Genomic DNA, 18,302 nt, shown 5'->3' with positions numbered 1-18,302 from the left:
TCAATCCGGCCTTAGCCGCTCGAGCGCTCTTTCGAACGCCGCCTCTCCACGGCGCGATACTTCTACAATACGACCGCCTTCGATGACTGCGATCTGATCGGCGATCGCAGCCTCCCGGCGGGCATGGCATGCAATGACGAGGGAACGGCCACACGCCCGTTCCTTGAGGCGGGACATGACGTCGCTTGCCGTTGCGCTGTCGAGACCTTCCGTCGCCTCATCGAGCAGCCAAAGCGGCGTGTCGCGAAGGAACAGGCGTGCAAGCGCCAGACGACGGGACTGACCGCCCGAAAGACCGAAACCGCCTTCACCAAGAGGTGTGCCGAGCCCTTTCGGCAAAGCCTCGACATCCGAAAGCAGCCCCGCGGCGAGAAGCGCTTCGCGCAATTCCGCGTCGCTCGCCTCAGGCTTGGCGAGCCGCAGATTGCCTTCGAGCGTATCCTGAAAGAGTTCGGTCCGTTGCGTCAGAAGCGTCGCATCGACGCATGCAGCAGTCCCAAGGCGCGGCTCCACTTCATCTGCGAGCAGCGACAGCAGTGTCGATTTTCCGGCACCGCTCGGGCCGATGACGGCCAATGCTTCACCCAACCTCAATTCCAGGCTGATTGCATGGAGCGCATCTCCGGCGGAACCGTCATGTCTAACGCTTACCTCCTGCAGACCAAGAGCGATACCGGCTTCAGGGGCACTTCTTTTTTGTCGCAACGTCTCTTCAGTCAGGCGCGGACCGATCCGCTTGGCTGCGACTAGGACACGGCCGAATTCCAGGGCGCCGCGCCGCAGGGCCGTGAAGGGTTCGACGGCTGCAAAGGCGATCAGCAGCCCCAATGCGGCAACCGGTGCAGTGACAGCCTTTACTTCGGTAAGCGCCGCTACCGCAAGAAGCGAGCCGGCGAGCAAGAGCGCGGTGACGAGGCCGAAGGTTAAGGTGACGCCCGTTTCGATCCGATATAGATGACGATCGGCCCTGGCGGTATAGCGATCGGCTGCGAGAACGGACGCGCATTGCGCTTCCATGCGCGATGCCATCATGAGGTCTGTCTGGCCGGCTGTCAGGTCGATGGCGCGCGAGCGAAGCGCCTCGATGCCGTAAGTGCGGCGCCGGGCAGGCTTTCTGGCAAGGCCGCCTGCGGCGATCGGAACGCAGATGCCGGAGCCTAGCAAAACCGCGCCGGCCGTGACCCCGAAGGCGGGGTGCATGATGCCCAGCGTGACGACAGCGACAACCGCGGCACCGATCGCGGCACCCATTGGAACGAGAATTCTAAGGTACAGCGAATCCAACGCATCGATATCAGCCGTCAGGCGAAATAGCGCTTTGGAGGGCCGGCGGAGAAGATTGCGTGCGGCATCAGGTGCCGCCCAGCCGCGAAAAAGCGTCTCACGAAGCGCCGCCAGTATGCCCAGCGTCGCATCATGCGTCGTCATCCGCTCGCCGTAGCGCGCGGCCGTACGGCTGATTGCAAGCAAGCGGATTGCGGCTGCCGGCGCAAAGACGTCGAAGGCGACGGCTGCCGCAGAGAGGCCGGCGATCGACGCGGCAGTGATGAACCAGCCCGACAAGCCGAGCAGGGCAAGGCCCGCAATGACCGTGACGGCAGAAAGCAAGGCACCGGCCAACAGACGAAGCGGCCTTTCAGAAAAGAAAAGCTTGAGGATCGGCGCAAGGATCCGGATCAGATTTCTCATTACTCAGCAGCCTCTTGTAAGAACGGTGCATCGATGACGATCCTGCGGTCCATGCGCGCAGCAAGACGCGTATCATGCGTGGCAACGATAAGCGTCCTCTCGCTGGCAAGGGCAATCAGGCTTTCGGTGATCTCCGCAGCAGTCACTGCGTCGAGATGCGCCGTCGGTTCGTCCGCCAGGATGATGCGAATGAAAGGATTGGCGGCCGCCCGTGCGATCGCAAGTCGCAACGCTTCGCCGCCGGAAAGACCGGCACCGCCTTCGCCGAGTGGCCGCTTGCCGTAGGCGGCCGCAACGCCGTCCAGTCTGGCAAGCGCCAAAGCCTCCTGCAGAACGCCGCAATGTCTGTTCAGCAAGACGTTGCCCGCCAAGCTTCCGGCAAATATATGCGGCGTCTGGCCGATCCAGGCCATGGTGCTGCGCACGCCCGCATCGACGGACCGGCCGTCAATCAGGACTTGACCCGTCTGAGGTGGTGCCAGACCAGCGATCAGCGCAAGCAGCGTGGATTTTCCCGCGCCGCTCGCACCTGATAGCGCGACATGCTCACCGTCCGTGATAAGACAGTTGAAGCCGGAAAGCGCGGAAGGCCGCAAGCAATCGTAGCGGAAGCTGACATCGTTGAATTCAATGTCGAGCCGGTCAACGCGCGGCGCCGGGCCGGTGCTCTCCGTATCTACGATCTCAATGCCGCACTCGCCGAGGCTGTCGAGCGCCTTTATCGCCGCTTCTCCGGCGGCACGATCGTGCCAAACGGAAGAAAGTTCGCGCAAGGGTTCGAAAAAGGCGGGTGCGAGAAGGAGTATGAAAAGGCCTTCGGCCAGGCTGAGCTTGCCCGACCATGTCCCGAAGTGGATTTCGCCGAGGAGGCTGAAGCCCACATAGACCGCGACCATTGCAACGCCGAGCGCAGCAAAGAGCTCCAGCACGGCCGAGGAGAGAAAGGCGATTTTAAGCACCGCCATGGTGCGTGTCTTGAGGTCTTCAGCATCTGCCCGCAGCCGCGTGGCAGTCGGCCCGACGGCATCAAACGAGCGGATCGTGGCCAGTCCACGGAGCCGGTCGAGAAGGAATGCATTGAGCCTGCCTGTTGCAGCGAGCTGCTTTTCGCTCGCGGCCTGTGCGCGCCAGCCGATGAGTGCCATGAAAAGCGGAATAAGCGGCATTGCAATGAAGAGCACGAGCGCGGCAACCCAGGAGGTCGCTAGCACGCAAGCAAGGATGACGAGAGGGGTGACGCTTGCTTTGAAGCGAGCGGGAAAAAAGCGCGCGAGGTAGGGAACGACAAGCTCCGCCTGCTCGCCGAGAATGCTCGCAACCTGCCCGGAAGCAGGACGCGTGCCGTCGATCGGCGATCGCCGGGCAAGTGCTGCAACGGCAACCTGTCTCCTCAAACTCAGTTCGGTCCGCGCGCTGTCGAAGGCAATCTGGCCGCCAACCGCGTCAAGCAGCGCCTTTGCAATACCGAGTACCAACACAAAAAAGGCAGGCCAAAGGACATCACGAAGACCATCGCCATCTGCAATGCCGCCGACGGCATAAGCGAGCAGACTGGCTTGCGGGATCCACAAGAGAGCGGCAGCGGTTTGAAGCGAAGCGGCATGACGAAGACCTAAGGGCCGGGTCGAGCGGGCCGGCAAGCCAGTTGCTGGCGCTCCGGCTGCATGGGCTTTTCCCTCGTCGAAGAAAGCACTCCCCATCGCGCTAGCTCTTGTTCGCAGGCCGCCGGCCACGGCCGAGTGAAACCAGCCGGTCCTTGGCTTCCAGAAGCTTCGTAACCTTTGCTCCCAAAGAGAGTAGCGTTGCGAGGCGTTCTGTTTCAAGTTGTTTCACGTCCTCATACCAATGCGTCAGCTGCTCGATCAGACCGTGCATTTCGCTCATCCGCTCCTGGGCGAAGCGTTCGGCTTCGCTCGCCGGCCTTTGCATGAGGATTTCACGCAGAACCGAGAGTGTTGGATCGACCTCGCGCTTCTTCCGCTCTTCAGCAAGCGTGCGCAGGATGAGCCAGACATCGTCAGGCGTAGTGAAGAAATCCCTGCGGTCGTCAGGTCTATGTTTCAAAAGCACAAGGTTCCATGCCTGCAGCTCCCGCAGGCTCATCGAAACATTCGATCTTGAGATGCCGAGCGCGTCGACGATCTCATCGGCGCAAAGCGGCGAGGGCGAAGCATAAAGAAGCGCATAGATCTGGCCGACCGTGCGATTGATGCCCCAGCGCGAGCCCATCTCACCGAAATGCAGAACGAAGGATTGAACGAGCGGCGGAAGATTCATTAGCGATTCCGTTGTTTCTATGATTTCAGAAATTTCTGAAACAACTATACACCGGTTTTCGCAGCTCTCAATCGAGGTAACCAGGGCTGCGGCAATTTGGTTGCAGGCCGAGCTCAGCCCACTGAGCGTCACAACTCCATTACCTTGTCACAATGCCCAGACGGACCGCAGGCTCTTTTTGCTGGCCGCGTGCTGTCACTTGATGAAAAGAGCTGGGCAGATCTGAGCGCGACTCATGTCGAATCGCAAAATTTCCAGTCGATCACGAAGCGCTCTCGACATCATGATTGCCGCCATCGCCGAGGCCAACAAATGCTTATTCATCACGGATAACGCGCGAGATTACGACGGATTGAGCATATTTAATCCGCTCAAAAACGATCGAGAAACATAGAGCGCCGAATAAAAGAGGCGGGCTAGGTTCTGAACGCCGCGCGCTTGTCGTATCTTGCAACGCGTGAAAGGAGGTAATCGATCTCCGCCTTTGCCCTCTCCGAAATGCTTCCCGCGGGCTTGCGCTGGGAATCGCTGGCGATCGCGCCGCGCTTCTTGAGGACATATTTGCGTATGGCAAGGCCAACGCCCTGCTGCTGCTCATAGCGAACGAGCGGCAGATGCGCATCGAAGAGGTCATGTGCCGCCTCGCGGTTTCCGGCCTGCTGGAAATTCACGACGTCGACCAGCATATCCGGGAAGGCATAACCGGTCATCGCGCCATCGGCGCCGCGCTCCATCTCGAAATCGAGAAACAATCCGCCGTTGCCACAAAGGATCGAAATGGCGCGCATCTCGCTCGCCTTTTGCGCTGCCCGCAACCGGGAAATCTTCTCAAGTCCCGGCCAGTCTTCGTGCTTCAGCATCACGCAGGATGGATGATTGTTGACGATCTTCTGGATGACGCCAGGCGTCATCACCACGGTCAGCGTCAGCGGATAGTCCTGGATGACGAAAGGAATATCCTCGCCGATCGCCTCGACCGCCTGGGCATAGTAGCCGATGATTTGATCGTCCGTCCGAAGAGACGGCGGTGGGGCGATCATGACGCCCTGAGCACCAATATCCATGGCGCCACGCGCAAGTGAGCGCATCGCCGCAAAGCCCGGCGCCGAGACACCGACGATCACCGGAACGCCGGCGCGCTTCACGACCTGCCGGGTGATTGCAAGCGACTCCTCCGGCTCAAGCTTCGGTGCTTCGCCCATGATCCCGAGAATGGTAAGCCCGCTCACGCCGCACCCGAGATAGAAATCGGTGAGCCGGTCGACCGACACCGTGTCCAGCCGTCCGTCCGGATGAAACGGCGTTGCGGCGATGGCATAGACGCCCTTGGCTGTGTGATCGAGCTTCATTGCGCACTCTCCCTTTTGGCCGGAACTTAGAAGTAGTCATCGTTCCGATCAATTGAAATGCGCCGTTTGCGCAGGGATCCGATGGAAGTGTAAGAGCGCTGTTGCAGGGCTTGCCGCGCGTGTTTAAGACAGGTCCAGCAATTTACGACTCTGGATATTCTTCATGTTCGATATTTTATGGCGCGGCATTGCAATGGGGATCGGTGCGACGATCCTCATGGATATTTGGGCAATCGTCCTTTTCCAGGCCCTCGGTCAGGCGCCTGCCAACTGGGCGCCTGTCGGACGGTGGTTCTGGCACCTCGGGCGCGGCAAGGTATTTCACGACAGTATCGCCAATGCAGCGCCCTATAGGCACGAGCTGGCACTCGGGTGGATCGGCCATTATGCGACCGGCATCATCTATGGCCTTGCTCTTGCGGCTATCACGGGGCCATCCTGGCTGGCAGCGCCGACCTTCCTCCCCGCCTGGATCCTTGGTATTGTCACGGTCGGGGCCGGCTGGTTCCTGCTGCAGCCTGGGCTTGGCATCGGCTGGGCCGCGTCGAAGACGCCGAACCCGAACAAGGTGCGCGCGCTCAATCTGATCGCGCATACCGTCTTTGCCATTGGGCTCTACGGCACGGCGCTTTTGATCGCCTAACGGCGCAAGACCGCAAGGAGGCTCAGTGAAGCATATTTACGCGATCGGCATCGGCACCGGGAACCCGGAGCACATGACCATTCAGGCGATCAATGCCATGAATGCTGCCGATTTAGTCTTCATTCCCACAAAAGGTGCACAGAAAGAAGAGCTTGCAGATGTCCGCCGCGAAATCTGTGAGCGGTATCTCAAGCAGGCGGATGGCAAGATCATCGAATTTGCGGTGCCTCTTCGCGAGACGAAGGAGCGCAGCTATGGCCAAAGCGTCGATGAATGGCACGCCGCGATTGCTGCCACCTATCGTCAGCTGATTAGCGAGTTGCCTGAAAATGGCACGGCTGCTTTCCTCGTATGGGGCGATCCGAGCCTTTACGACAGCACGTTGCGCATCCTGGAACGGGTGCGGGATAAAGTGGAATTCGATCTCACCGTCATCCCGGGCATTACCAGCATTCAGGCGCTTGCCGCCAGCCACCGCATTTCTATCAGTCTCGTCGGCAAGCCGGTGGAGATTACGACCGGCCGAAGGCTTGCCGAAGAGGGGCTTAAGACGGAAAGTACGGTTGTAATGCTCGACGGCATCCAGGCGTTTACGAAGATCGACGACCCGGATACGGAGATCTTCTGGGGAGCCTATCTTGGCACGCAGGACGAAATCATCCGTGCCGGGCGGCTGGGCGACGTCGCCGATGACATCGTAAGGACCCGGGCCGAAGCGCGCGAACGGCACGGTTGGATCATGGATATCTACCTGCTGCGCAAAGGTCGCGACTTTCAGGATTAGTCCAGAGGATTAGTCCGGGCGCTTTACCGCAAGGGTGCCGCCCCGTAGAGGCATGGATGAAAGGACGAGCCATGGGCCTTGCCGGCGAAAAAGAGATCGACATGGAAGGGAGCGCCATTGCTGCACCAGGCTCGCGCCGAGGCGCCTGTCCGACGCTTGCTGCACCCATGGCGACCGGCGACGGCCTTCTTGTACGGTTGCGGCCGGCCGGCGGCGCGCTAACGCCTTCGCAATTGAATATGCTTGCAGCCTCCGCAGCGGCATACGGCAATGGCCTTTTGGAAATTTCTGCGCGGGGAAGTCTGCAAGTCCGCGGCCTGCGGACGGAAACTGTCGGGCGGCTCGCCTCTGATGTTGATGCGGCTGGGATCCTTGTGCCAGCAGGTCCGCCGATCGAGCTATCGCCGCTGCATGGCATCGACCCGAGTGAGATAGGAAGTGCCGCCGCGATCGAAGCCCGGCTGCGAGATGAGCTCAAGATCGCGCTGTCTTCACCACTTTTGGCCCCGAAGCTCTCCATCATCGTCGACGGTGGAGGACGTTTCGGTCTATCCGGTCTTTCGGCCGATATCCGCGTTGTCGCTCTGGACGCAGGCCGCTGGCTGGTCGCGATAAACGGCGATGCAAAAACGGCAAATCCGGTTTGTATCGGTTCAGCGGATGACGCCGCCCGGGCGGTCGGGCAATTGCTGGCGATACTCATGGAAATTGGCAAGAATTCTCGAACGCGCGACATTGGACTGCTTGCATTGCGCGATGTGTTTCCGGCAATGGAAGCGCAATTTGCCACCGGGCCACATTCGGAAATGCCGGGGCCTGGCCTTCATCAGCTCTCCGATCACAGCCCGGTCCTTGGCCTCAGACCGCGTTTCGGCCAGATGAAGGCAAGCGATCTGTCAAGATTTCTGGGAGAAACCGAACGCCTCGGTGCAGCGGAAATTCGCCTGGCACCGGGCCGCCAGTTCTTCGTGACGGGCTGCAGCACAGAGGAGGCGAAGGCGTTGCAGACAGCTGCAAAGGAGTATGGCTTTAGCTCCGATCCGAATGATCCATCTGCAAATATTGCGGCTTGCGCCGGGGCGGGTGCCTGCGCCTCTGGCTTTTATGAAACAAGGATGCGGGCACAGCATTTACTGCGGCATTCACCGGTTCTTTTCGATGGATCGCTGACGTTTCATCTCTCGGGTTGTTCCAAGGGATGCGCTCATCCGCGACCGGCGCTGGCGCTGACTGGAATGCCGAGTGGTTATGGTATTGTGTTGAGCGGACATGCAGGCGACAGCCCCGATGCAACGATTGCTGGCGGCGAGATTGATTTCGCTATAGAGAAGCTCGCCCGGCTTGTCGGGAAGAACAAGAGCGCTGATGAATCGGCTGCTGCCTGCCTGACGCGGCTCGGCCCCCAGACGATCGTGAAGGCGCTGAAACAGGAATAGGTATGCCAGATTACGATTATATCCGCAGCGGCGAGGCGATCTACGAGCGCTCCTTTGCGATTATCCGCGGCGAAGCGGACCTCTCGCGCTTTTCGCCGGAAGAGGCCGAGATTGCCGTGCGCATGATCCATGCATGCGGGCTGGTCGAAGCCGCCACACATTTCGACTTCTCTGCGGATTTCGTCTTTGCAGCGCGCGGCGCGCTCAAAAAAGGCGCACCGATCTTCTGCGACGCAGAGATGGTGGCTCATGGCATCACACGCGCCAGGCTGCCAGAAAAGAACGACGTGATTTGCACTCTGCGCGACCCGCGCACCCCCGAAATGGCAGAAGCAAGCGGCAACACACGTTCGGCGGCGGCCATCGACCTTTGGGTCGACCGTCTGGCCGGCAGCGTTGTCGCGATAGGCAATGCTCCAACGGCACTTTTCCACCTTCTTGAACTGCTGCGCGGCGGCGCACCAAAGCCGGCTGCCATCATCGGCATGCCGGTCGGCTTCGTCGGTGCGGCAGAATCCAAGGACGCGTTGGCGGAAAATTCTTATGGCGTGCCCTTTGCGATCGTTCGCGGCCGCCTGGGCGGCAGTGCAATGACGGCGGCCGCAATCAACGCGCTGGCGAGGTCGGGACTATGAGCAGACCCAGCCGTCTGATCGGCGTCGGCACGGGTCCAGGCGACCCGGATCTGCTGACCATCAAGGCAAAGAAGGCGATCGAAGCTGCGGACGTCATTGCCTATTTCGCCAAACAGGGCAGGGCCGGCAACGGCCGAGCGGTCGTCCAGCACCTGATCGGTCCCGAGACAGAACTGCTGCCGCTCTACTATCCGGTTACCACTGAAATCGAAAAGAGCGAAGCGCTCTATCAAAGCCAGATCACCGCCTTCTACAATGATTCTGCAGCCGTGGTCGCAGCCTACCTCGATGCCGGAAAAACCGTTGCGGTCCTCAGCGAAGGCGATCCGATGTTCTACGGATCTTATATGCACCTGCATGTGCGCCTCGCCGATCGCTATCCGACCGAGGTGATCCCGGGCATCAGCGCCATGTCCGGTTGCTGGTCGCTTGCCGGCATGCCGATCGTCCAAGGTGACGATGTGCTTTCCGTTCTGCCGGGCACCATGGCGGAAGCGGAACTGACGCGGCGGCTTGGCGATACCCAGGCAGCCGTCATTATGAAGGTCGGCCGCAATCTTCCGAAGATCCGCCGCGCTCTTGAAGCGGCAGGGCGTCTCGGCCAAGCCGTCTATGTCGAGCGTGGGACGATGGCGAATGCCGCCATGCTGAAGCTTGCGGAACGGCCGGAGGGTGACGCGCCGTATTTCTCGCTGGTGCTGGTGCCAGGCTGGGAGGCAAACCGATGAGTGGAATCCTGTTTGTCATTGGCACCGGTCCTGGCAACCCAGAGCAGATGACGCCGGAAGCGCATTCAGCCGTTTCGGCATCGACCGATTTCTTCGGCTATGGTCCCTATCTCGACCGGCTGCAGCTCGGCGCCCATCAAAACCGTCATCCCTCTGACAATCGCGAGGAGATGAGGCGAGCAGGGGATGCTTTGACGATGGCGGCAGGCGGCCGCAAGGTCTGTATCGTCTCCGGCGGCGATCCCGGTGTTTTCGCCATGGCCTCGGCAGTCTGCGAGGCAATCGACACAGGTCCGGCGGAGTGGCGTTCCGTCGAGCTGGTCGTCGTTCCGGGCATTACCGCAATGCTTGCGGTTGCAGCGCGTGTCGGCGCCCCGCTCGGCCACGATTTCTGCGCGATCTCGCTTTCGGATAACCTCAAATCCTGGGAGATCATCGAAAAGCGCCTGACATTGGCTGCAAAGGCGGGCTTCGTGATTGCGCTTTACAATCCAATTAGCAAAGCGCGGCCCTGGCAGCTCGGCAAGGCCTTTGAACTGCTGCGCGCACATCTGCCGCGGCAGACGCCGGTGATCTTCGGCCGCGCCGCCGGACGTCCCGATGAGCGGATCATCATTCAGCCGCTCGGTGACGCCCACGCTTCGGTGGCGGATATGGCGACCTGCATCATCATCGGGTCGCCGGAAACACGGATTATATCCGGCGGCGGCAGGCCCGAACTCGTCTATACCCCCCGTTCCATGGCGGGAGGAAACAAGTGACCGATCGCGCCGAGCGCTTTCTCGACGGTTTCGACCGCTCTCATGGCAGGCGCGGGCGCACGGGCGATCATGAAGACTTCAATGCCGAGATGGCGAGCCGCCTCGATTTTCGCGTAGGTCGCCGCGCCGCCGCTATTTTTGGCAACGATCGCATCGATGCGGTGAGAGGCAAGAAGCGCGGCCTCGCCGTCCACATCGAAGGGGCCGCGATCGAGAATATATTCGACGTTCGCAATATTGAGCGGCGGGGTGACGGGGTCGACGCTACGAACGAGATAGAAATGATGTGCCGCCGCCTCGGCATAGTGCGCCTCCTGACGCCCGGTCGCCAGGAAGACGCGGCGGGCGACAGGCCCGAGCGCCGCGATTGCCTGCGGGATGTTTCTGCTCGCGGTCCATATGTCGCCCGGCCGCTCGATCCATTCGGGCCGGCGAAGGGCAAGTGCCGCAATTTTGGAAAGTCGTGCTGCGGCGAAGGCATTGGTGGAGATGCGGGCGGCAAAGGGATGTGTCGCATCGACGAGAAGGTCAAATCCTCCGTCGCGCAGAAAAGAAGCAAGGCCCTCAGGTCCGCCGAAACCGCCAATACGAACGGGAACAGGCTGGATGGACGGTTTTTCTGTGCGGCCGGCCAAAGACAGCAGGATGTCAAACCCGGCCTTCTTGGAGAGCATCTGCGCCAAAGCGCGCGCTTCGCTCGTTCCGCCCAGTATCAGCACGCGGATTTTTGCCATGTCTGATATGCCTAGCCACACCCCGAAACCCTGGCTAACCATTATCGGTATCGGCGAGGATGGTCCAGAAGGACTTGGCGATCACGCCAAGCGGCTGATCCTGGCCGCGCCCGCCGTCTTCGGCGGCGAACGGCACCATGCGCTGATGGATAATCTGATTGCCGGCGAGCGGCTCGTCTGGCAAAGCCCCTTTGAGAAGTCGATCGATGCGATCCTTAGGCGGCGCGGCACACCGGTCGTCGTACTCGCTTCCGGTGACCCATTTCTTTTTGGTGTCGGCGCGACACTCTCGCGGCATGTGAATGCTGAGGAGATGCGCACCATTCCAGCTCCGTCGGCCTTCAGCATGGCCGCGTCGCGTCTCGGCTGGCCCTTGCAGGAAACCGCTTGCCTCTCGCTTCATGGCCGTCCCATCCATCTCATCCGCCCGCATCTTCATTCCGGACGGCGCATTATTGCGCTGACTTCCGACGGGAAGGGGCCTGAGGAACTGGCTGTGCTGCTGTCAAACAGCGGCTTCGGCCATTCCCGCATAACTGTTCTGGAGGCGCTCGGCGGCGCGCGCGAGCGTATCCTCAGCACGTCGGCAGAAGACTTCCAGTTTAGAGATATCGACCCTCTCAATGTCTGCGCCGTCGAGGTTAAGGCAGGAAAAGAAGCTCGCGTCCTGCCTTTTGCCACCGGCCTGGGCGACGAACTCTTTGAACACGACGGGCAGATCACCAAGCGTGAAATCCGCGCTCTGACGCTGTCGGCACTTGCGCCGCACCATGGGGAACTGCTGTGGGATATCGGGGCCGGCTCGGGTTCGATCGGCATCGAGTGGATGCTCTGCGACCCATCACTGAAGACGGTCGCCATCGAGCAATCGCCAGATCGCGTCAGCCGGATCGCGCGCAATGCTTCTGCGTTCGGCGTGCCGGGCCTTGCCGTTGTCGAGGGAACAGCCCCTGCGGCATTGAGTGGATTGCCGGAACCTGACGCCATATTTGTTGGCGGAGGCGGCAGCGAACCGGGCGTCATGGATGCCGCAATCGTCTCGCTCAAAAGCGGCGGGCGCCTTGTCGCCAACGCGGTGACACTGGAAATGGAGGCCGTGCTGCTTGCCGAACAAGCCAGGCGCGGCGGTTTTCTGACAAGGATCGAGATTTCCCGAGCCGGCCCCCTCGGCGCAATGAGCGGCTGGCGCCCGGCAATGCCCGTGGTGCAATGGCGCTGGATCAAGGACTAAAAATGACGGTTCACTTCATCGGAGCAGGCCCAGGTGCAGCCGATCTCATCACCGTTCGCGGCCGCGACCTCATTGGCAGATGCCCTGTATGCCTTTATGCCGGATCGATCGTATCCCCGGAACTGCTCAAATATTGCCCGCCGGATGCGCGCGTCATCGATACCGCGCCGATGTCGCTCGATGAGATCGAGGCGGAATATCTGCGTGCGGCCAACGCCGGGGAGGATGTAGCTCGTCTGCACTCCGGCGATCTTTCCGTCTGGAGCGCTGTTGCTGAGCAGGTTCGGCGCCTTCAAAAGCATGGCATCGCCTACACGATGACACCGGGCGTTCCGGCCTTTGCTGCTGCGGCCTCCGCACTTGGCCGGGAACTGACAATTCCGGCCGTTGCCCAGAGCCTGGTGCTGACCCGCGTCTCGGGCCGCGCTTCGCCGATGCCGAATGAAGAAACGCTTGCCAGGTTTGGCGCAACGGGTTCGACGCTTGCAATCCATCTGGCAATTCATGCACTCGGCCAGGTCGTCGAAGAACTGACACCGCTTTATGGCGCTGATTGTCCTGTTGCGATCGTCGTTAAAGCCTCCTGGCCGGACGAGCGCGTCCTGCATGGCACGCTTGCTGACATCGAGGCGAGGGTCGCCATCGAGCCGATCGAGCGCACGGCGATCATCTTCGTCGGTCCAACGCTTGCTGCCCGCGATTTTCGCGAAAGCGCCCTTTACGACGCCGCCTATCAGCGGCGGTTCAGGGGCAGACAATAGCGAGCCGGAATGCCGGCTCGCTTTGCCGACAGATAGTTCGGCTGCGAAAGGCTCGAAGGAGAAGGGACCTTTGAGCCTGCAAGAGCGCGCGCATCTGCCCGGCATTGTCGAGGCGGTCGGAGGCGCCGACGAGAACTCGAGTGCGGATCGCGCATGAGCCTCGCGGTTGATGAGCGTCTCGACCACCTCGACATCCGAGGAAATCGTCGTGGCTTCAGATGGCTGTGATGCTGATCAAATAGCAGGTGGCGGCACCAGCAAGCGTCAAAGCGGCGCGGCAATGAGCCTCGATCATCAATACGTCGCCGGCATATATCATGCCGCTTTCTTCGGCCAATTCGAATGCTGCTTCGCCTTCGTGACACAGCACAAGCGATATTGCGGCCGGTAGAGAGCCGCTCCAACTCCGCTCGATATGCAGCCTTTCGACCTTGTGCATAAAGGCGTCGCGCCGCGTCATGACATTGAGGTCGGTGATCGGCCCCGCGATAAGCTGTGCCGTCACGGCAATGTCGGCTGCAAAAGCAAATGGCGGGCTCTGCTGCGCCAAGAGCACAGGCTCATGCCCATCGATCTCCAGCGTCATGCCACTGCCGGACAGGATTGAAAGTGTGCGGTCGATGCCGGGAAAGATCGAAAACGGTCCATCGAAAGCAACCGTGGCCATGCTGACCCGCCAGTCGAAATCGCCGAGGGTTGCACCTTGCGGCGAAACGGCCACCTCCACTGTCTCGCCGCCGCCGTTCTTCCACGGCATGCGCCGGTGATTGGCCGCGCGAAGGATCTGCATGGTTCAATCCCCCAAGATCCCCGGCAGCCTTAGCCCCTTCTCCTTGGCACAATCAAGCGCGATATCGTAGCCCGCGTCGGCATGGCGCATGACGCCGGTTGCCGGGTCGTTCCAAAGCACGCGTTCGATGCGGCGCGCCGCATCGTCGGTGCCGTCGCAGCAGATGACCATGCCTGAATGCTGCGAATAGCCCATGCCGACGCCGCCGCCGTGATGGAGCGAAACCCAAGTTGCGCCGGAGGCGGTGTTCAAAAGAGCGTTCAACAGCGGCCAGTCGGAGACGGCATCAGAACCATCCTTCATCGCTTCCGTCTCGCGGTTCGGTGATGCAACCGAGCCGGAATCGAGGTGGTCGCGGCCGATCACGATCGGCGCCTTCAACTCGCCGCTCTTCACCATCTCGTTGAAGGCAAGGCCGAGACGATGGCGGTCGCCAAGGCCGACCCAGCAGATGCGCGCCGGCAGACCCTGGAAGGCGATACGCGCGCGGGCCATGTCCAGCCAGTTGTGCAGGTGCTTGTTGTCCGGCAGCAATTCCTTCACCTTGGCGTCGGTCCTGTAGATATCCTCCGGATCGCCCGAGAGTGCTGCCCAGCGAAAGGGACCGATGCCGCGGCAAAAGAGCGGGCGGATATAGGCAGGTACAAAGCCCGGGAAAGCGAAGGCGTTTTCGAGACCCTCATCTTGAGCAACCTGCCGGATATTGTTGCCGTAATCGAGCGTCGGAATACCTGCATCCCAGAATGCGATCATCGCTTCGACATGCTCGCGCATAGATGCGCGAGCCGCTCTTTCGACAGCCTTCGGATCGCTTTCGCGCATCGCTTTCCATTTCGCGATCGTCCATCCTTTCGGTAGATAGCCGTTGATCGGGTCGTGCGCTGACGTTTGGTCGGTGACAATATCCGGGCGGATGCCGCGGCGGACCATTTCAGGCAGGATTTCGGCGGCGTTGCCGAGAAGACCGACCGATCTGGCTTCGCCTGCCTTTGTCCAGCCGCCGATCATCTCGAGGGCTTCGTCCAGCGTTTCGGCCTTGGCATCGAGATATCGGGTACGCAAGCGGAAATCGATCGAGTCCGGATTGCACTCGACGGCAAGGCAGCAGGCACCTGCCATGACGGCAGCGAGCGGCTGCGCGCCACCCATGCCGCCAAGGCCACCGGTCAAAATCCATTTGCCCTTGAGGTTGCCGCCATAATGCTGCCGGCCCGCCTCGACAAAGGTTTCATAGGTCCCCTGGACGATGCCTTGTGTGCCGATATAGATCCATGAGCCTGCCGTCATCTGACCATACATCGCCAAGCCCTTCTTATCGAGCTCGTTGAAGTGGTCCCAAGTCGCCCAGTGCGGCACGAGGTTGGAATTGGCGATCAGGACGCGCGGTGCATCCTTGTGGGTGCGGAAGACGCCGACCGGCTTGCCGGACTGCACCAGAAGCGTCTCGTCTTCGGTAAGCGTCTTCAACGTCGCGACGATGCGGTCGAAATCCTCCCAGGTGCGGGCGGCGCGGCCGATGCCGCCATAGACGACGAGTTCGTTCGGATTTTCCGCCACATCTGGATCTAGATTGTTCATCAGCATGCGAAGCGGCGCTTCGGTCATCCAGCTCTTGGCATTGAGCTCCGGTCCGCGAGGTGCCCGGATTTCGCGGATGTTGTGACGGGGATTGCTCATCTCAGATCTCCAGGGACGGAAGGATGTTTTCGGAAACGGACGCGTTCAATACGCCGGTTGCAACAAGTTCGCTGACGGCTTGCAGGTCACCCGCCATGTAGCGATCGACCTCCAGCGTCGGCACCACATTGCGGATGGCAGCGATCGCCTTTTGCAGTTCAGGGCTGGTCGCAAGCGGTGTGCGCAATTCTACGCCTTGTGCGGCCGTCAATGCCTCGATGCCGATGATGCCGAAGAGGTTTTCGGTCATCTGCAACAGACGGCGTGCACCATGGCAGGCCATGGAAACATGGTCTTCCTGGTTCGCCGAAGTCGGCGTCGAGTCGACGGAAGCTGGATGCGACATCTGCTTGTTTTCGGACATCAGCGCGGCAGAGGTGACCTCCGCAATCATCAGACCGGAATTGAGCCCTGGCTTCTTGGCGAGGAAGGCTGGAAGCCCGTAAGATAGAGCCGGATCGACGAGCAGCGCGATGCGGCGCTGCGAAATTGCACCGACCTCGCAGACCGCAAGCGCGATCTGATCGGCGGCGAAGGCGATCGGCTCCGCATGGAAGTTGCCGCCGGAAACGACGGAGTTGTCGGAAAGCACCAACGGATTGTCGGTCACTGCATTGGCTTCGATTTCGAGCGTGCGTGCGACCGACCGGAGAAGATCGAGGCAGGCGCCATCGACTTGCGGCTGACAACGAATGCAATAGGGATCCTGCACGCGCTCGTCGCCCTCAATATGGCTTTCACGGATAACGGAGCCTTCAAGCAGCGCCCGCAAAGCCGCGGCCGTATCGATCTGGCCGCGATGACCGCGAAGCGTGTGGATATCCGGATGGAACGGTGCCGAAGAGCCCATGGCCGCATCGGTGGACATGGCGCCGGTGATCAGGGCCGCATGGGCGGCACGATGCGCACGAAATAGGCCGGCAAGTGTAAGTGCGGTCGAGGTCTGCGTGCCGTTGATCAGCGCAAGGCCTTCTTTTGCGGCGACAACGACCGGCGTAAGGCCCGCCTTGTTCAAGGCTTCCGCGCCTGGAAGCCGCTCGCCTTTGAAGTAGGCTTCGGCCTCTCCCATCATCACGGCCGCCAGATGCGCAAGCGGCGCAAGATCGCCCGAGGCGCCGACGGAACCTTTTTCCGGAATGACCGGTATGACGCCCTTGTCGAGCATTGCTTCGATCAGCCGCACCAGTTCCAGTCGCACGCCGGAGGCGCCGCGACCGAGTGACACGAGCTTCAGCGCCATGACGAGACGCACGATATTTTCGGGTAGCGGCGCGCCCACACCGCAACAATGCGAGAGGATGAGATTGCGTTGAAGTGTGGCGACATCGGCACTGTCGATCTTAATCGAAGCGAGTTTTCCGAAGCCGGTATTGATGCCGTAGACGGGCGCATTGCCGGCGGCGATCTCTGCTATGCGCGCCGCCGCCTTCTTTATGCCGGCATCAAATGCGGGATCGAGTTCTGCCGGTTCGCCGGTCCAGTAAATTTTTTCCAGCTGTTTCAGCGAAACGGAGCCTGGGTGGAGAATGATGGTCAACGGTCGATCCTTTCGCCCTTGAAGACACGCGCAAAGAGCGGGTTGAAGCCGATGCGATAGACAAGTTCGGCCAGGCTCTCGATCTCCCAGATGGCAAGATCGGCGGATTTTTCGGCCTGTATTGTTCCCGTTTCGGCAATAAGGCCGAGTGCGCGAGCGCCTTCACGTGTGGCCCCTGCAATACACTCCTCAACCGTTAGGCCGAAGAGCGTCGCCGACATATTCATCGTCAAAAGCAGGGAGGTGAGAGGTGATGTGCCTGGGTTACAATCCGTCGCGACCGCGATCGGAACACCGGCGGCGCGCAGCGCCTTCACGGGTGGTTTCTGTTTTTCGTTGATGGAATAGAATGCGCCGGGCAGCAGCACCGCGACGGTTCCGGCTGCCGCCATGGCGACCACGCCGTCATCGTCGAGATATTCGAGATGATCCGCCGAAAGCGCACCATACTCAGCGGCAAGTGCAGCTCCGCCGAGATTGGACAACTGCTCGGCATGCAGCTTCACCGGAAGGCCAAGCGCCTCGGCGCGATCAAAGACAAGGCCGATCTCTTCCGTTGAAAAGGCGATGCCTTCGCAGAACCCATCGACGGCATCGACAAGGCCTTTGCCGTGTGCCTCTTCGAGCGCGGGCAGCACGATTTCGGCTATATAGTCGCTATTGCGGTCCTTGTATTCGGCGGGTGTCGCATGGGCGCCGAGATAGCTCGTCTTGACGCGCACCGGCCGCATACTGCCGAGAACACGGGCGGCCTCCAGCATCTTCACTTCGCCAGCGATGCTGAGGCCGTAGCCCGACTTGATCTCGATCGTCGTCACCCCTTCGCAAAGCAACGTATCGAGGCGGGGCAGGGAAGCTTGCACAAGGCCTTCGACAGAAAGCGCATTCGTCGCCTTGACCGAGGAGACGATGCCGCCGCCAGCGCGGGCAATCTCTTCATAGGTCGCGCCGTCAAGGCGCATTTCGAATTCGCGCGCCCGGTTGCCGCCATGAACGATGTGGGTGTGGCAATCGACGAGCCCCGGCGTCACCCAGCGGCCCTCAAGGTCGATGATTTCGGCACGTTCGATGACGGAAACCGGCAATTCGCCCTCCGGGCCGGCATAGCGGATTCGGCCGTTTTCCGTGACGATCGCGCCTTTTTCAACAATACCCAGCCCCGGCTTACCCGGATCGAGCGTCGCGAGCCGGCCATTTCGCCAGAGGTTCGGTCTCTGCTGCCGCGTAAAAAGATTGTTCCCGCTCATCAGCTTTACGCCTTTCCTTAGGT

17 protein-coding genes and 1 pseudogene are annotated in these 18,302 nt (G+C 60.9%); 8 read left to right on the top strand and 10 right to left on the bottom strand.

Annotated features, from left to right (window positions below):
• The 4 genes from QA644_RS27085 to QA644_RS27070 form a co-directional block, all read right to left on the bottom strand.
• Window positions 1-1,689, bottom strand: a complete 1,689-nt coding sequence (locus QA644_RS27085; RefSeq protein WP_283073965.1) for an ATP-binding cassette domain-containing protein — start codon at window positions 1,687-1,689, stop codon at window positions 1-3.
• Window positions 1,689-3,389: a thiol reductant ABC exporter subunit CydD gene (gene cydD / locus QA644_RS27080; protein ID WP_283073964.1), complete on the bottom strand. Its 1,701-nt coding sequence runs from the start codon at window positions 3,387-3,389 to the stop codon at window positions 1,689-1,691. Before cydD ends, QA644_RS27085 begins: the two co-directional genes overlap by 1 nt.
• A 4-nt stretch (window positions 3,390-3,393) precedes the next feature.
• A complete protein-coding gene (locus QA644_RS27075) occupies window positions 3,394-3,966 on the bottom strand; it encodes a GbsR/MarR family transcriptional regulator (protein ID WP_283073963.1) in 573 nt (190 codons plus the stop codon).
• Window positions 3,967-4,382: 416 nt separating this feature from the next.
• Window positions 4,383-5,315, bottom strand: coding sequence for a dihydrodipicolinate synthase family protein (locus tag QA644_RS27070; protein ID WP_283073962.1), 933 nt, complete (start codon window positions 5,313-5,315; stop codon window positions 4,383-4,385).
• A 163-nt stretch (window positions 5,316-5,478) separates the two neighbouring features.
• On the opposite strand from QA644_RS27070, the gene QA644_RS27065 reads away from it, so the two are divergent.
• The 6 genes from QA644_RS27065 (at window position 5,479) to QA644_RS27040 (ending at window position 10,302) form a co-directional block, all read left to right on the top strand.
• A complete protein-coding gene (locus tag QA644_RS27065) occupies window positions 5,479-5,958 on the top strand; it encodes a DUF2938 domain-containing protein (RefSeq protein WP_283073961.1) in 480 nt (159 codons plus the stop codon).
• Window positions 5,959-5,983: 25 nt separating this feature from the next.
• The gene (gene cobF, locus QA644_RS27060) at window positions 5,984-6,742 is read left to right on the top strand and encodes a precorrin-6A synthase (deacetylating) (protein WP_283073960.1); all 759 of its coding nucleotides are present in this window, start codon (window positions 5,984-5,986) and stop codon (window positions 6,740-6,742) included.
• Between the two features lie 101 nt (window positions 6,743-6,843).
• Window positions 6,844-8,178, top strand: coding sequence for a precorrin-3B synthase (gene cobG / locus QA644_RS27055; protein ID WP_283074034.1), 1,335 nt, complete (start codon window positions 6,844-6,846; stop codon window positions 8,176-8,178).
• A 2-nt stretch (window positions 8,179-8,180) separates the two neighbouring features.
• Window positions 8,181-8,813 carry a precorrin-8X methylmutase gene (locus QA644_RS27050; protein ID WP_074071904.1) on the top strand — a complete coding sequence of 211 codons (633 nt, stop codon included), beginning with the start codon at window positions 8,181-8,183 and terminating at the stop codon, window positions 8,811-8,813.
• Window positions 8,810-9,541 (top strand): precorrin-2 C(20)-methyltransferase, encoded by a 732-nt coding sequence (locus QA644_RS27045; RefSeq protein WP_194731151.1) that lies wholly within the window; start codon window positions 8,810-8,812, stop codon window positions 9,539-9,541. The genes QA644_RS27050 and QA644_RS27045 overlap by 4 nt, the downstream gene beginning before the upstream one ends.
• Window positions 9,538-10,302, top strand: a complete 765-nt coding sequence (locus tag QA644_RS27040; protein ID WP_194731152.1) for a precorrin-3B C(17)-methyltransferase — start codon at window positions 9,538-9,540, stop codon at window positions 10,300-10,302. The genes QA644_RS27045 and QA644_RS27040 overlap by 4 nt, the downstream gene beginning before the upstream one ends.
• On the opposite strand, the gene QA644_RS27035 is transcribed toward QA644_RS27040, so the two are convergent.
• A complete protein-coding gene (locus QA644_RS27035; protein ID WP_283073959.1) occupies window positions 10,266-11,036 on the bottom strand; it encodes a cobalt-precorrin-6A reductase in 771 nt (256 codons plus the stop codon). The genes QA644_RS27040 and QA644_RS27035 overlap by 37 nt on opposite strands.
• On the opposite strand from QA644_RS27035, the gene cbiE reads away from it, so the two are divergent.
• Window positions 11,035-12,267 (top strand): precorrin-6y C5,15-methyltransferase (decarboxylating) subunit CbiE, encoded by a 1,233-nt coding sequence (gene cbiE, locus QA644_RS27030; protein WP_283073958.1) that lies wholly within the window; start codon window positions 11,035-11,037, stop codon window positions 12,265-12,267. The two genes, QA644_RS27035 and cbiE, sit on opposite strands and share 2 nt — an antisense overlap.
• 2 nt (window positions 12,268-12,269) lie before the next feature.
• Window positions 12,270-13,028, top strand: coding sequence for a precorrin-4 C(11)-methyltransferase (gene cobM, locus QA644_RS27025; protein ID WP_074071899.1), 759 nt, complete (start codon window positions 12,270-12,272; stop codon window positions 13,026-13,028).
• Between the two features lie 33 nt (window positions 13,029-13,061).
• On the opposite strand, the pseudogene QA644_RS35220 reads toward cobM, so the two are convergent.
• The 5 genes and pseudogenes from QA644_RS35220 to hutI all read right to left on the bottom strand — a co-directional run.
• Window positions 13,062-13,167, bottom strand: a pseudogene (locus tag QA644_RS35220) (xylose isomerase); the annotation flags it as partial.
• Window positions 13,168-13,242: 75 nt separating this feature from the next.
• Window positions 13,243-13,818 carry a HutD family protein gene (locus tag QA644_RS27020; RefSeq protein ID WP_239600676.1) on the bottom strand — a complete coding sequence of 192 codons (576 nt, stop codon included), beginning with the start codon at window positions 13,816-13,818 and terminating at the stop codon, window positions 13,243-13,245.
• 3 nt (window positions 13,819-13,821) lie between these two features.
• Window positions 13,822-15,495, bottom strand: a complete 1,674-nt coding sequence (gene hutU / locus QA644_RS27015) for a urocanate hydratase (RefSeq protein ID WP_283073957.1) — start codon at window positions 15,493-15,495, stop codon at window positions 13,822-13,824.
• A 1-nt stretch (window position 15,496) separates the two neighbouring features.
• Complete coding sequence (gene hutH, locus QA644_RS27010; RefSeq protein ID WP_283073956.1) at window positions 15,497-17,032, bottom strand: histidine ammonia-lyase; 1,536 nt, start codon at window positions 17,030-17,032, stop codon at window positions 15,497-15,499.
• Complete coding sequence (gene hutI, locus QA644_RS27005) at window positions 17,029-18,279, bottom strand: imidazolonepropionase (protein ID WP_283073955.1); 1,251 nt, start codon at window positions 18,277-18,279, stop codon at window positions 17,029-17,031. The genes hutH and hutI overlap by 4 nt, the downstream gene beginning before the upstream one ends.
• Window positions 18,280-18,302 lie beyond the last annotated feature (23 nt).

The sequence above is a fragment of the Rhizobium sp. CC1099 genome (assembly GCF_029714385.1).
Taxonomy (GTDB): domain Bacteria; phylum Pseudomonadota; class Alphaproteobacteria; order Rhizobiales; family Rhizobiaceae; genus Rhizobium.
The sequence above is the reverse complement of the archived record's forward strand: the minus strand, read 5'-3'. Positions and strand labels throughout refer to the sequence as shown.

Bases quoted from the DNA above. Each gene is read 5' to 3' on its own strand.
- QA644_RS27085 (WP_283073965.1), bottom strand. From the start codon at position 1,689: ATGAGAAATCTGATCCGGATCCTTGCGCCGATCCTCAAGCTTTTCTTT.
- cydD (WP_283073964.1), bottom strand. From the start codon at position 3,389: ATGGGGAGTGCTTTCTTCGACGAGGGAAAAGCCCATGCAGCCGGAGCG.
- QA644_RS27075 (WP_283073963.1), bottom strand. From the start codon at position 3,966: ATGAATCTTCCGCCGCTCGTTCAATCCTTCGTTCTGCATTTCGGTGAG.
- QA644_RS27070 (WP_283073962.1), bottom strand. From the start codon at position 5,315: ATGAAGCTCGATCACACAGCCAAGGGCGTCTATGCCATCGCCGCAACG.
- QA644_RS27065 (WP_283073961.1), top strand. From the start codon at position 5,479: ATGTTCGATATTTTATGGCGCGGCATTGCAATGGGGATCGGTGCGACG.
- cobG (WP_283074034.1), top strand. From the start codon at position 6,844: ATGGAAGGGAGCGCCATTGCTGCACCAGGCTCGCGCCGAGGCGCCTGT.
- QA644_RS27050 (WP_074071904.1), top strand. From the start codon at position 8,181: ATGCCAGATTACGATTATATCCGCAGCGGCGAGGCGATCTACGAGCGC.
- QA644_RS27045 (WP_194731151.1), top strand. From the start codon at position 8,810: ATGAGCAGACCCAGCCGTCTGATCGGCGTCGGCACGGGTCCAGGCGAC.
- QA644_RS27040 (WP_194731152.1), top strand. From the start codon at position 9,538: ATGAGTGGAATCCTGTTTGTCATTGGCACCGGTCCTGGCAACCCAGAG.
- cbiE (WP_283073958.1), top strand. From the start codon at position 11,035: ATGTCTGATATGCCTAGCCACACCCCGAAACCCTGGCTAACCATTATC.
- QA644_RS27035 (WP_283073959.1), bottom strand. From the start codon at position 11,036: ATGGCAAAAATCCGCGTGCTGATACTGGGCGGAACGAGCGAAGCGCGC.
- cobM (WP_074071899.1), top strand. From the start codon at position 12,270: ATGACGGTTCACTTCATCGGAGCAGGCCCAGGTGCAGCCGATCTCATC.
- QA644_RS27020 (WP_239600676.1), bottom strand. From the start codon at position 13,818: ATGCAGATCCTTCGCGCGGCCAATCACCGGCGCATGCCGTGGAAGAAC.
- hutU (WP_283073957.1), bottom strand. From the start codon at position 15,495: ATGAGCAATCCCCGTCACAACATCCGCGAAATCCGGGCACCTCGCGGA.
- hutI (WP_283073955.1), bottom strand. From the start codon at position 18,279: ATGAGCGGGAACAATCTTTTTACGCGGCAGCAGAGACCGAACCTCTGG.